This is a genomic window from Pseudomonas sp. NPDC087029, from assembly GCF_044745345.1.
Taxonomy (GTDB): domain Bacteria; phylum Pseudomonadota; class Gammaproteobacteria; order Pseudomonadales; family Pseudomonadaceae; genus Aquipseudomonas; species Aquipseudomonas faucium.
Genome location: NZ_JBIVAB010000003.1, coordinates 458,967 through 472,315 on the forward strand (window position 1 = coordinate 458,967; position 13,349 = coordinate 472,315).

At 64.1% G+C, this 13,349-nt stretch carries 10 protein-coding genes; all 10 read left to right on the forward strand.

What is annotated here, in order from left to right; translation table 11 throughout:
• Nucleotides 1-85: 85 nt before the first annotated feature.
• Nucleotides 86-1,513, forward strand: coding sequence for an arginine-ornithine antiporter (gene arcD / locus ACIPG5_RS07990; protein ID WP_176514645.1), 1,428 nt, complete (start codon nucleotides 86-88; stop codon nucleotides 1,511-1,513).
• A gap of 33 nt (nucleotides 1,514-1,546) precedes the next feature.
• Nucleotides 1,547-2,803 (forward strand): arginine deiminase, encoded by a 1,257-nt coding sequence (gene arcA / locus ACIPG5_RS07995; protein ID WP_176514643.1) that lies wholly within the window; start codon nucleotides 1,547-1,549, stop codon nucleotides 2,801-2,803.
• A gap of 69 nt (nucleotides 2,804-2,872) precedes the next feature.
• Entirely contained in the window at nucleotides 2,873-3,883 is a 1,011-nt protein-coding gene (locus ACIPG5_RS08000) for an ornithine carbamoyltransferase (RefSeq protein ID WP_176514641.1), read from the forward strand.
• A 69-nt stretch (nucleotides 3,884-3,952) separates the two neighbouring features.
• Complete coding sequence (arcC, locus tag ACIPG5_RS08005; RefSeq protein WP_176514640.1) at nucleotides 3,953-4,891, forward strand: carbamate kinase; 939 nt, start codon at nucleotides 3,953-3,955, stop codon at nucleotides 4,889-4,891.
• Between the two features lie 56 nt (nucleotides 4,892-4,947).
• Nucleotides 4,948-5,319, forward strand: coding sequence for a DUF5064 family protein (locus ACIPG5_RS08010; protein WP_176514639.1), 372 nt, complete (start codon nucleotides 4,948-4,950; stop codon nucleotides 5,317-5,319).
• Between the two features lie 152 nt (nucleotides 5,320-5,471).
• Entirely contained in the window at nucleotides 5,472-6,983 is a 1,512-nt protein-coding gene (locus ACIPG5_RS08015; protein ID WP_176514638.1) for a sigma-54-dependent transcriptional regulator, read from the forward strand.
• A gap of 91 nt (nucleotides 6,984-7,074) precedes the next feature.
• Nucleotides 7,075-8,280, forward strand: a complete 1,206-nt coding sequence (gltS, locus tag ACIPG5_RS08020; protein WP_401374165.1) for a sodium/glutamate symporter — start codon at nucleotides 7,075-7,077, stop codon at nucleotides 8,278-8,280.
• Between the two features lie 280 nt (nucleotides 8,281-8,560).
• Complete coding sequence (gcvH, locus tag ACIPG5_RS08025; RefSeq protein ID WP_286914333.1) at nucleotides 8,561-8,944, forward strand: glycine cleavage system protein GcvH; 384 nt, start codon at nucleotides 8,561-8,563, stop codon at nucleotides 8,942-8,944.
• A 10-nt stretch (nucleotides 8,945-8,954) separates the two neighbouring features.
• On the forward strand, nucleotides 8,955-11,810 hold the full coding sequence (gene gcvP / locus ACIPG5_RS08030) for an aminomethyl-transferring glycine dehydrogenase (protein ID WP_401374169.1): 2,856 nt from the start codon (nucleotides 8,955-8,957) through the stop codon (nucleotides 11,808-11,810).
• Nucleotides 11,811-11,955: 145 nt separating this feature from the next.
• On the forward strand, nucleotides 11,956-13,332 hold the full coding sequence (locus ACIPG5_RS08035) for an L-serine ammonia-lyase (protein ID WP_401374171.1): 1,377 nt from the start codon (nucleotides 11,956-11,958) through the stop codon (nucleotides 13,330-13,332).
• Nucleotides 13,333-13,349: the final 17 nt, after the last annotated feature.

The following is a 13,349-nucleotide window of genomic DNA, read 5'->3' on the forward strand; positions in this document are numbered from 1 at the left end:
GCGACCATGAACTGATCTAGGTCAGGGCATGGCTTAGGCGTCGGAACTATTCTGTCGTCAACTTTCTCCTGGCAGGAGTTGTTAAATGTCTGATTCATCCGGAAAACTAAAACTCGGCGCGTTAGTTGCACTTGTGGTCGGGTCAATGATCGGCGGCGGGATCTTCTCGCTGCCACAAAACATGGCGGCCAGCGCCGGCGTCGGTGCCGTGCTGATCGGCTGGGGGATCACGGCGGTCGGCATGCTGATGCTGGCATTCGTGTTCCAGACCCTGGCCAACCGCAAGCCTGACCTGGACGGCGGGGTATATGCCTACGCCAAGGCGGGTTTCGGTGACTACATGGGCTTCTCGTCAGCCTGGGGTTACTGGATCAGCGCCTGGCTGGGCAACGTCGGTTACTTCGTCTTGCTGTTCAGTACCCTCGGTTACTTCTTCCCGATCTTTGGCGAGGGCAACACGCCCGCAGCCATCATCGGCGCCTCGATCCTGCTCTGGGCGGTGCATTTTTTGGTGCTGCGAGGCATCAAGGAAGCGGCGTTCATCAACCTGGTCACCACCGTGGCCAAGATCGTGCCGCTGGTGCTGTTCGCCCTGATCTGCCTGTTCGCCTTCAGGCTCGACATCTTCACCGCCGACATCTGGGGCACCGGTACGCCTGAGCTGGGTAGCGTGATGAACCAGGTGCGCAACATGATGCTGGTCACCGTCTGGGTGTTCATCGGCATCGAAGGCGCGAGCATCTTCTCGTCCCGTGCGGAAAAACGCTCCGACGTCGGTAAGGCCACGGTCATCGGCTTCATCACCGTGCTGCTGTTCCTGGTGCTGGTCAACGTGCTGTCGCTGGGTGTGATGACCCAACCGGAGCTGGCCAAGCTGCAGAACCCGTCGATGGCGGCCGTGCTCGAGCACGTGGTCGGCCACTGGGGCGCGGTGCTGATCAGCGTCGGCCTGATCATCTCGCTGCTCGGAGCCCTGCTGTCGTGGGTGCTGCTGTGCGCCGAGATCATGTTCGCCGCGGCCAAGGACCACACCATGCCGGAGTTCCTGCGCCGCGAAAACGCCAACCAGGTACCCGCCAACGCGCTGTGGCTGACCAACGCCATGGTGCAGATCTTCCTGGTCATCACCCTGTTCTCCAGCAGTACCTACCTGTCGCTGATCTACCTCGCCACCTCGATGATCCTGGTGCCTTACCTGTGGTCGGCGGCCTATGCGTTCCTGCTGGCCATGCGCGGCGAAACCTATGAGCAAGCTGCCAAAGAGCGCAGCAAGGACCTGCTCATCGGCGCCATCGCATTGGTCTACGCCATCTGGCTGCTGTACGCCGGCGGCGTGAAATACCTGCTGCTCTCCGCCCTGCTGTATGCCCCGGGCGTGATCCTGTTCGCCAAGGCCAAGCACGAAATTGGCCAACCGATCTTCACCAACGTGGAAAAACTGATCTTCGCAGCCGTGGTCATCGGCGCCCTGGTGGCGGCCTATGGTCTTTACGACGGCTTCCTGACCTTGTGATCCCACGTCTTTGCACTAATGGAGGATTGAACCATGTCCGCTGAAAAACAGAAGTACGGTGTCCACTCCGAAGCCGGCAAACTGCGCAAGGTGATGGTTTGCTCCCCGGGCCTGGCGCACCAGCGCCTCACCCCGAGCAACTGCGATGAATTGCTGTTCGATGACGTCATCTGGGTCAACCAGGCCAAGCGCGATCACTTCGACTTCGTCACCAAGATGCGTGAGCGCGGTATCGAAGTCCTCGAGATGCACAACCTGCTGACCGAGACCGTCTCGAATCCAGAAGCCCTGAAATGGATCCTCGATCGCAAGATCACCCCCGATACCGTCGGTGTCGGCCTGACCAACGAAGTGCGTAGCTGGCTCGAAAGCCTGGAGCCTCGCAAACTGGCCGAGTTCCTGATCGGCGGCGTTGCCGGTGAAGACATTCCGGACAGCGCCGGCTCCAACGTGATCAAGATGTACCGTGACTACCTCGGCCACTCCAGCTTCCTGCTCGACCCGCTGCCCAACACCCAGTTCACACGTGATACCACTTGCTGGATCTATGGCGGTGTGACGCTGAACCCGATGTACTGGCCAGCACGACGTCAGGAAACCCTGCTGACCAGTGCCATCTACAAGTTCCACCCAGAGTTCACCAATGCCGACTTCGAAGTCTGGTATGGCGACCCGGACAAGGACCACGGCAAGTCCACCCTCGAAGGCGGCGACGTGATGCCTATCGGTAACGGCGTGGTGCTGATTGGCATGGGTGAGCGCACTTCGCGCCAAGCCATCGGCCAGCTTGCTCAGGAGCTGTTCAAAAAAGGCGCGGTAGAGAAAGTGGTGGTCGCCGGCTTGCCAAAATCCCGCGCTGCCATGCACCTGGATACCGTCTTCAGCTTCTGTGACAGAGACCTGGTTACGGTCTTCCCGGAAGTGGTCAAGGAAATCGTGCCATTCGTTATCCACCCAGACACAAGCAAACCTTATGGGCTGGATGTGCGCCGCATCGATAAATCGTTCATCGAAGTGGTGGCCGAATCGCTCAACCTGAAAAAACTGCGCGTTGTCGAAACCGGTGGCAACAGCTTCGCCGCCGAACGCGAACAGTGGGATGACGGTAACAACGTGGTCGCGGTAGAGCCCGGCGTGGTCATCGGCTACGACCGCAACACCTACACCAACACCCTGCTGCGCAAGGCCGGGGTCGAAGTCATCACCATCAGCGCCGGCGAACTGGGCCGGGGCCGTGGCGGCGGCCACTGCATGACCTGCCCGATCATCCGCGACCCAATCGATTACTAACGTCCATACACCCGGCCGCGCCCACGAGGCGGCGGCCGGGACCCTCACCGAATTCAAGGAGAATCAGTCATGGCGTTCAACATCCACAACCGCAACCTGCTCAGCCTCGAGCACCACACCACGCGCGAGCTGCGCTACCTGCTGGACCTGTCCCGCGACCTCAAGCGCGCCAAGTACACCGGCACCGAGCAGCAGCACCTGAAGGGCAACAACATCGCCCTGATCTTCGAAAAGACCTCGACCCGCACCCGCTGCGCCTTCGAAGTCGCCGCCTATGACCAGGGCGCCAACGTCACCTACATCGACCCCAACTCCTCGCAGATCGGCCACAAGGAAAGCATGAAGGACACCGCCCGCGTACTCGGGCGCATGTACGATGCCATCGAATACCGTGGCTTCAAGCAGGAAATCGTCGAAGAGCTGGCCAAGTTCGCCGGCGTCCCGGTGTTCAACGGCCTGACCGACGAATACCACCCGACCCAGATGATCGCCGACGTGCTGACCATGCGCGAGCACAGCGACAAGCCACTGCACGACATCAGCTACGCCTACCTGGGCGATGCCCGCAACAACATGGGCAACTCGCTGCTGCTGATCGGCGCCAAGCTCGGCATGGACGTGCGCATCGCCGCGCCGAAGGCGCTGTGGCCACATGACGACCTGGTCGAGCGCTGCAAGAAATACGCGGAAGAAAGCGGTGCCCGCATCACCCTGACCGAAGACCCGAAAGCCGCAGTCAAGGGCGTGGACTTCGTCCACACCGACGTCTGGGTATCGATGGGCGAGCCGATCGAAGCCTGGGGCGAGCGCATCAAGCTGCTCAAGCCCTACCAGGTGAACAAGGAGCTGATGAAGTCCACCGGCAACCCACGCACCAAGTTCATGCACTGCCTGCCGGCGTTCCACAACTCCGAGACCAAGGTCGGCAAGCAGATCGCCGAACAGTACCCTGAGATGGCCAACGGCATCGAAGTGACCGACGACGTGTTCGAGTCGCCCGCCTGCATCGCCTTCGAGCAGGCGGAAAACCGCATGCACACCATCAAGGCGATCCTCGTCTCGACCCTGGCCGACCTCTGACGGCGCACCTCGCCCCCCTTGTGGGGGCGAGCTGCTTTCTCTTCTGCACATCCGCAAAGGACATTCCCCATGCGTATCGTTGTTGCATTGGGCGGCAACGCCCTGCTGCGCCGCGGCGAACCCATGACCGCTGACAACCAGCGCGCCAATATCCGCACCGCCGCCGAACAGATCGCCAAGGTTCACCCGGGCAACGAGCTGGTCATCGCCCACGGTAACGGCCCGCAGGTCGGCCTGCTGGCCCTCCAGGGCCTCTCCTACAAGCCGGACGAAGCCTACCCGCTGGACGTGCTGGGTGCCGAAACCGAGGGCATGATCGGCTACATGATCGAACAGGAGCTGGGCAACCTGCTGCCGTTCGAAGTGCCGTTCGCCTCGTTGCTGACCCAGGTCGAAGTCGACCCTAACGACCCTGCCTTCAAAGACCCGACCAAGTTCATCGGCCCGGTCTACGACAAGGACGAAGCACTGCGCCTGGCCGACGAAAAGGGCTGGAAGGTCAAGCCCGACGGCGACAAGTACCGCCGGGTCGTGGCCAGCCCCAAGCCGATCCGTATCTTCGAGATCAAGCCCATCACCTGGCTGCTGGAACGCGGCACCGTGGTGATCTGCGCCGGCGGCGGTGGCATCCCCACCATGTACGACCCTGACAAGACCAAGCGCACCCTCAAGGGCATCGAAGCGGTGATCGACAAGGACCTGTGCTCGGCCCTGCTGGCCAGGGAACTGCGCGCTGACCTGCTGGTGATCGCCACCGACGTCGATGCCGCGTACATCGACTACAAGAAGCCAACCCAGAAAGCCATCGCCGAAGCGCACCCCGACGAGCTCGAGCGCCTGGGCTTTGCCGCCGGCTCCATGGGCCCGAAAGTCCAGGCAGCCTGCGAGTTCGCCCGCCTGACCGGCCGGGTGGCGGTGATTGGTTCGCTGGAGAACATCGAGAAGATCGTGCAAGGTACCGGCGGCACCCGCGTGAGCATCGCCAAGCCAGGAATCAGCTACCGTTGATTGCAGTAGGCGGGCACCTGGGTGCCCGCCATTTTCACCCTTTCGGAGATTCCGCCATGGCTAAGTACGAGCCCGGTCACGTGCACATCGAGCGCGACGCCCTCAACACCCTTGACCACAGCTACGACCTCAACATCGAGTACGAAGCGACCACGCTCGACCCCAAGGAAGGCCGTGGCATCCAGTTCCACATGCATGGCACCATCGAGGGCAAGCCGGTCGACGAGAAGTTCTTCCTGCCCAAGGACCAGGTACTGCCCAGCTTCCTGATGGTGCTGAGCCGCAAGGCCCAGTCCTACCTCGCACCGCCCAAGAAATTCGAGAACCTCAGCTCGCCGCACAAGCTCTACGACCTGATGTTCGAAGATATCCGCCACAAGCTGGACATGAAGTCCGGTGACGCGGTCAAGATCGACAGCCCCGATTGAGCCCCCAATCGCCGGCAAGCCGGCTCCCACAGGTACTGCGCTGAACCCAGGGCAGCGAAATACCTTTGGGAGCCGGCTTGCCGGCGATTAGGCTTCACCCGTAACACCAAGGCATACTACCGCCCTCCTCCGGCAACCAGCCTGCCCTCTTCATGCGCATCCACGTCAGCTTCATCGACCGCGTCGGCATCACCCAGGAAGTCCTGGCCCTGCTCGGTGCCCGCCACCTCAACCTGGACGCCGTGGAGATGGTCCCGCCGAACGTCTACATCGACGCCCCGACCCTCAGCCCGGCCGTGCTCGAAGAGCTGCACGACGCGCTGTTCGAAGTGCATGGCGTGCAGTCGGTGGACGTGGTCGACATCCTCCCCGGGCAACGCCGCCACCTGCAGCTCGATGCCCTGCTGGCCGCCATGAGCGACCCGGTGCTGGCGGTGGACAGCGCAGGCAAAGTGCTGCTGGCCAACCCCGCGCTAATCGCCCTGTGCGGCCGCGAATCGGCCGGGCGCTCGGTGGGCGAGCTGTTCAATGACGCCGGCCTGCTCCAGGCGCTTTTGGACAACAACTTCCACCTGCCGATGCGCGAGATGCAGCTCAACGGCCAGAGCCTGCTGCTGGACGCCACGCCGATCACCAACGCCGGTGGCCTGCTCACCCTGTACCCGCCCAACCGCATGGGCGAACGCCTGTCGGCCTTGCACCACGACCACGCCGAAGGCTTCGACGCCTTGCTCGGCGACTCCCCGGCCATCCGCACCCTCAAGGCCCGCGCCCTGCGCGTGGCGGCGCTGGATGCCCCGCTGCTGGTGCATGGCGAGACCGGCACCGGCAAAGAGCTGGTGGCCCGCGCCTGCCACGCCATCAGCAGCCGCCATGCCGCGCCCTTCCTGGCCCTGAACTGCGCCGCCCTGCCCGAGAGCCTGGCCGAGAGCGAGCTGTTCGGCTATGCCCCCGGCGCCTTTACCGGCGCCCAGCGCGGCGGCAAGCCCGGGCTGATGGAACTGGCCAACCAGGGCACGGTGTTTCTCGACGAAATCGGCGAGATGTCTCCTTACCTGCAGGCCAAGCTGCTGCGTTTTCTCAGTGACGGCAGCTTCCGCCGAGTGGGCGGCGACCGCGAGGTGAAGGTCGATGTGCGCATCATCAGCGCCACCCACCGCGACCTTGAGCGCATGGTCGCCGAGGGCACCTTCCGCGAAGACCTGTTCTACCGCCTCAACGTGCTCAACCTGCAGGTGCCGCCGCTGCGCGACCGTGGCCAGGACATCCTCATGCTGGCGCATTTTTTCATGCAGCAGGCCTGCACGCAGATCCAGCGCCCGCCCTGCCGGCTGACACCCGCCACCCACTCGGCGCTGCTGGCCAACCCCTGGCCAGGCAACGTGCGCCAGCTGCAGAACGTGATCTTCCGCGCCGCTGCGATTTGCGAAGGCAACCTGGTGGACATCGGCGACCTGGACATTGCCGGCACCTCGGTGGCACGCGGCCAGGATGGTGAGGTGGCGAGCCTGGAGCAGGCAGTGGGCGATTTCGAGCGCGAGTTGCTGCAGCGCCTGTATGCCAGCTACCCCTCGACCCGGCAGTTGGCCGGGCGCTTGCAGACCTCGCATACCGCGATTGCGCAACGTTTGCGCAAATACGGCATCCCCAAAGCTAATTCCTGATTTTCTACAGCTTTTTCCTACACATATTTGGCCATCACCCCCGCGAAAATGGAGGCACCGTTCACGCCCGAATACAACAAAGAGTTACAGAATGCTTGAGCTTGATTTCTATGGAACGCTGGTCGCCGCATCGCTGGTACTTCTCCTCGGACGCGGCCTTGTCGCACGCATCCATTTCCTGCGCATCTACAACATCCCCGAACCTGTAGCGGGCGGCCTGGTGGTTGCCCTGGTGCTGCTGGGCCTGCGCGGCCTCGATGTGCAGGTGCAGTTCGACACCTCGCTGCAATCGCCGCTGATGCTGGCCTTCTTCGCCACCATCGGCCTTAACGCCGACCTTGCCAGCCTGAAGAAAGGCGGCCGCGTGGTGGCCATTTTCCTCTTTGCCGTCACCGGCCTTCTGCTGGTGCAGAACGCCATGGGCATCGGGCTGGCCAAGGCGCTGGGCCTAGACCCCCTGATGGGCCTGCTGTCCGGCTCGGTTTCCCTGTCGGGCGGCCATGGCACAGGCGCTGCGTGGGGGGCGACCTTCAGCGAGAAATATGGCCTGGCCTCGGCGTCGGAGCTGGCGCTGGCGGCCGCAACCTTCGGCCTGGTGCTGGGCGGCCTGATTGGTGGCCCCGTCGCCCGCCTGCTCATGAGCCGGGTGCAGGCGCCGGGGCTGGACCAGCCAACCCCGCACTTGCCCAAGGGGTTCGAACAGCCGAACAAGGAGCGCTTGATCACCCCGTTCTCGATGGTCGAATCGCTGGCCCTGATTTCGGTCAGCCTGATGGGTGGCTCCGTGCTCAACGGCCTGCTGCTGGGCACCGCCTTTGAGTTGCCGACATTCGTCTGCGTGCTGTTCGTGGGCGTGCTGCTGCGAAACGGGCTGGCGATGTTCGGCCTGTACCAGGTGTTCGAGCGGGAAGTGTCGGTACTGGGCAATGTCAGCCTGTCGCTGTTCCTGGCCATCGCCCTGATGTCGCTGAAACTGTGGGACCTGGCTGCACTGGCGTTGCCATTCTTCATCATCCTGGCCGTGCAGACGCTGGTGATGGCGCTGTTCGCCATCTTCGTCACGTTCAGGCTCATGGGCAGCAACTACGACGCCGCCGTGCTCGCGGCAGGGCATTGCGGCTTCGGCCTGGGGGCGACACCGACGGCCATCGCCAACATGCAGGCCGTGACTCAACGCTACGGCCCTTCGCATATCGCCTTCCTGGTCGTGCCGATGGTGGGCGCCTTCTTCATCGACATCATCAACGTGATCGTGATCAAGCTCTACCTCGCCCTGCCCTTCTTCACCGTCCTGTAAAGCCCTCGCCACACTATTGTATCGATTTCACTACATCGTATTGAAATCGATACAACCCCTCTCCGGCACCCACAGCCAAGGGTTTGATCCTCAAACCCTTTTCTGACCCACGCATTCCGTATCGATTTCATTCCACTCAAAAGCAACAACACTTACCACGAATCTATAAATATATGATTTATATGACTTTTTTGTAGGTGGCCGAGATATTGCTTGAAGGAATCCCAACCCAAGAGCGCGAACCCACCGCGCCCAACGCCCTGCCCCTTGAGGATTCCCCATGAGCGAGTTGCGTTTCACTGAAGATCACGAATGGCTGCGCACCGAGGCCGACGGCAGTGTCACCGTGGGCATCACCGCCTACGCCCAGAACGCCCTGGGCGATGTGGTCTTCGTGCAACTGCCGGAGCTGCAGCAGTACGACAAAGGCGCTGAAGTCTCCACCGTCGAATCGGTGAAGGCCGCCAGCGGCGTGTACATGCCGCTGGAAGGTGAAGTGCTGGCCGTCAACGAAGCCCTCAACGACAGCCCCGAGCTGGTCAACGAAGACCCGCTGGGCGAAGGCTGGTTCTTCCGCTTCAAGCCCGCCAACAGCCAGGCAGTGGCCGCCCTGCTCGACCAGGACGCCTACGACCGCCTGATCAAAGCCAACGACGACGCCTGAGGAATTCGCCATGACCACTAACCTCGGCACCGCCAACGAATTCATCGCGCGCCACATCGGCCCGCGCGCCGCTGACGAACAGGCCATGCTGGCCACCCTGGGCTTCGACTCGCTGGACGCCATGAGCGCCGCCGTCATCCCCGACAGCATCAAGGGCACCAGCGTGCTCGGCAGCGAAGACGGCCAGAGCGAAGCCGATGCACTGGCCGCACTGAAGGCCATCGCCGGCAACAACCAGCTGTTCAAGAACTACATCGGCCAGGGCTACTACAACACCCACACCCCAGCACCGATCCTGCGCAACCTGCTGGAAAACCCGGCCTGGTACACCGCCTACACCCCGTACCAGCCAGAAATTTCCCAGGGCCGCCTCGAAGCGCTGCTGAACTTCCAGACGCTGATCAGCGACCTGACCGGCCTGCCGATCGCCAACGCCTCGCTGCTCGACGAAGCGACCGCCGCCGCCGAAGCCATGACCTTCTGCAAGCGCCTGTCGAAGAACAAGGCCAGCCATGCCTTCTTCGCCTCCGTGCACTGCCACCCACAGACCCTCGACGTGCTGCGCACCCGCGCCGAACCCCTGGGCATCGAAATCGTGGTGGGCGACGAGCGCGAGCTCGGCGATGTGAGCGCCTTCTTCGGCGCCCTGCTGCAATACCCTGCCAGCAACGGTGAAGTGTTCGACTACCGCGAACTGGTGCAGCGCCTGCACGCCGCCAACGCCCTGGTGGCCGTGGCTGCCGACCTGCTGGCCCTGACCCTGCTGACACCGCCGGGCGAATTCGATGCCGACGTGGCCATCGGCAGCGCCCAGCGCTTTGGTGTACCGCTGGGCTTCGGTGGCCCGCACGCCGCCTACTTCGCCACCCGCGACGCCTTCAAGCGCGACATGCCGGGCCGCCTGGTCGGAGTGTCGATCGACCGCTTCGGCAAGACCGCCCTGCGCCTGGCCATGCAGACCCGCGAGCAACACATCCGCCGCGAAAAGGCCACCAGCAACATCTGCACCGCCCAGGTGCTGCTGGCCAACATCGCCAGCATGTACGCCGTGTACCACGGCCCGCAAGGCCTCAAGCGCATTGCCCAGCGCACCCACGCGCTGACCGCGATCCTTGCCGCCGGCCTGAAAACCCTGGGCATCGAGGTGCTGGGCGACACCGCCTTCGACACCCTGACCCTGGCCACCGGCAACGCCACCGCCAGCCTGCACGCCAAGGCCCGTGAGCAGCGCATCAACCTGCGCCAGATCGACGCCGGCTCGCTGGGCCTGTCGCTTGACGAAACCACCACCCAGGCCGATGTCGAGGCCCTGTGGCAAGTCTTCGCCAACGGCCAGGCACAACCTGACTTCGCCAGCCTGGCCGCCAGCACCGCCTCGCGCCTGCCAGCCGCCCTGCTGCGCCAGTCGGCGATCCTCGAGCACCCGGTGTTCAACCGCTACCACAGCGAAACCGAGCTGATGCGCTACCTGCGCCGCCTGGCCGACAAGGACCTGGCGCTGGACCGCAGCATGATCCCGCTGGGTTCGTGCACCATGAAGCTCAACGCCGCCAGCGAAATGATCCCGGTGACCTGGGCCGAATTCGGCAATCTGCACCCGTTCGCCCCGGCCGAGCAGAGCCAGGGCTACCTGCAGATGACCCAGGAGCTGGAAGCGATGCTGTGCGCCGCCACCGGCTACGACGCCGTGTCGCTGCAGCCCAACGCAGGCTCCCAGGGCGAGTACGCCGGCCTGCTGGCGATCCGCGCCTACCACCGCAGCCGCGGCGAAAGCCACCGCGACATCTGCCTGATCCCGTCCTCGGCCCACGGCACCAACCCTGCGACCGCGCACATGGCCGGCATGCGCGTGGTGGTCACCGCCTGTGACGCCCGCGGCAACGTCGATGTCGAGGACCTGCGGGCCAAGGCCATCGAACACCGCGAGCGCCTGGCCGCGATCATGATCACCTACCCGTCGACCCACGGCGTGTTCGAGGAAGCGATCGGCGAGATCTGCGCGATCATCCACGACAACGGCGGCCAGGTTTACATCGACGGCGCCAACATGAACGCCATGGTCGGCCTGTGCGCCCCGGGCAAGTTCGGCGGCGACGTGTCGCACCTGAACCTGCACAAGACCTTCTGCATCCCCCACGGCGGTGGCGGCCCGGGCGTCGGCCCGATCGGCGTCAAGTCGCACCTGGCGCCGTTCCTGCCGGGCCACGCCCAGCTGGAAAACCGCGAAGGCGCCGTGTGCGCCGCACCGTTCGGCAGCGCCAGCATCCTGCCGATCACCTGGATGTACATTCGCATGATGGGCGGTGCCGGGCTCAAGCGCGCTTCGCAGATGGCGATCCTCAACGCCAACTACATCGCCCGCCGCCTGGAAGAGCACTATCCTGTGCTGTACACCGGCGGCAATGGCCTGGTCGCCCACGAATGCATCCTCGACCTGCGCCCGCTCAAGGACACCAGTGGCATCAGCGTCGACGACGTGGCCAAGCGCCTGATCGACTTCGGCTTCCACGCCCCGACCATGTCCTTCCCGGTGGCGGGCACGCTGATGATCGAACCGACCGAAAGCGAGTCCAAGGAAGAACTCGACCGCTTCTGCGCGGCCATGATCCAGATCCGCGAAGAGATTCGCGCCGTGGAGAACGGCAGCCTGGACAAGGACGACAACCCGCTGAAGAACGCCCCGCACACTGCGGCCGAGCTGGTTGGCGAATGGGCCCATGGCTACAGCCGCGAGCAGGCGGTGTACCCACTGCCGAGCCTGGTGGAAAGCAAGTACTGGCCGCCGGTCGGGCGGGTCGACAACGTGTTTGGTGACCGCAACCTGGTCTGCGCCTGCCCGTCGATCGAGAGCTATCAGGACGCTTGAGGCGGCCTGTGAAAGGCTGGGGCTGCTGCGCAGCCCTTTCGCGACACAAGGCCGCTCCTACAGGGCGGTGCTTGTCCCTGCAGGAGCGGCCTTGTGTCGCGAAAGGGCCGCAAAGCGGCCCCCAGCGTCTTCAGGAGGAACCACCATGTCCCTGAGTGTCTTCGACCTGTTCAAGATCGGCATCGGCCCCTCCAGCTCCCACACGGTCGGCCCGATGCGCGCCGCTGCGCGCTTTGCCGAAGGCCTGCGGCGCGACGGCCTGTTGGCCAGCACCGCCAGCGTCAAGGCCGAGCTGTATGGCTCGCTGGGTGCCACCGGCAAGGGCCATGGCAGCGACAAGGCGGTATTGCTCGGCCTGGAAGGCGAGCACCCGGATACCGTCGACACCGAAGCCATCCCCGCCCGCCTGCAGGCGATCCGCGCCAGCGGCCAGCTGCACCTGCTCGGCGAGCACGCCATCGCCTTCGTTGAAAAACAGCACCTGGCGATGATCCGCAAGCCGCTGGCCTACCACCCCAATGGCATGATCTTCCGCGCCTTCGACAGCGCCGGCCTGCAGATCCGCAGCCGCGAGTACTACTCGGTGGGTGGCGGTTTCGTGGTCGATGAAGATGCCGCCGGCCACGACCGCATCGTCGAGGACAGCACGCCGCTCACCTACCCGTTCAAGACCGCCAAGGAGCTGCTCGGGCATTGCACCGCGCAACAGTTGTCGGTGAGCCAGGTGATGCTGGCCAACGAGGCCGCCTGGCGCCCGGAGGCCGAGACCCGCGCCGGCCTGCTGCGCATCTGGCAGGTGATGCAGGACTGCGTCCAGGCCGGTTACCGCCATGAAGGCATCCTGCCGGGCGGGCTGAAGGTCAAGCGCCGCGCCCCGGCGCTGTATCGCCAGCTCAGCCAGCACCCGGAAGCCAACCTGCGCGATGCACTGACGGTGCTCGACTGGGTCAACCTCTACGCGCTGGCGGTCAATGAAGAAAACGCCTACGGCGGGCGTGTGGTCACGGCGCCCACCAATGGCGCGGCCGGCATCGTCCCGGCAGTGCTGCACTACTACATGCGCTTCGTGCCGGGTGCCAGCGAGGATGGGGTGGTGCGCTTTCTGCTCACCGCTGCCGCGATCGGCATCCTGTACAAGGAAAACGCCTCGATCTCCGGGGCCGAGGTTGGCTGCCAGGGCGAGGTCGGAGTGGCCTGTTCGATGGCCGCCGGCGCCTTGTGCGAAGTGATGGGCGGCACCGTGCAGCAGGTCGAGAACGCCGCCGAGATCGGCATGGAACACAACCTCGGCCTGACCTGCGACCCGATCGGCGGGCTGGTGCAGGTGCCGTGCATCGAGCGCAACGCCATGGGCTCGGTGAAGGCCATCAACGCGGTGCGCATGGCCCTGCGCGGCGACGGGCAACACTTCGTGTCGCTCGACAAGGTGATCCGCACCATGCGCCAGACCGGCGCCGACATGAAAAGCAAATACAAGGAGACCGCCCGCGGCGGTCTGGCCGTCAACATCATCGAATGTTGACCCGACAATAAAACCAA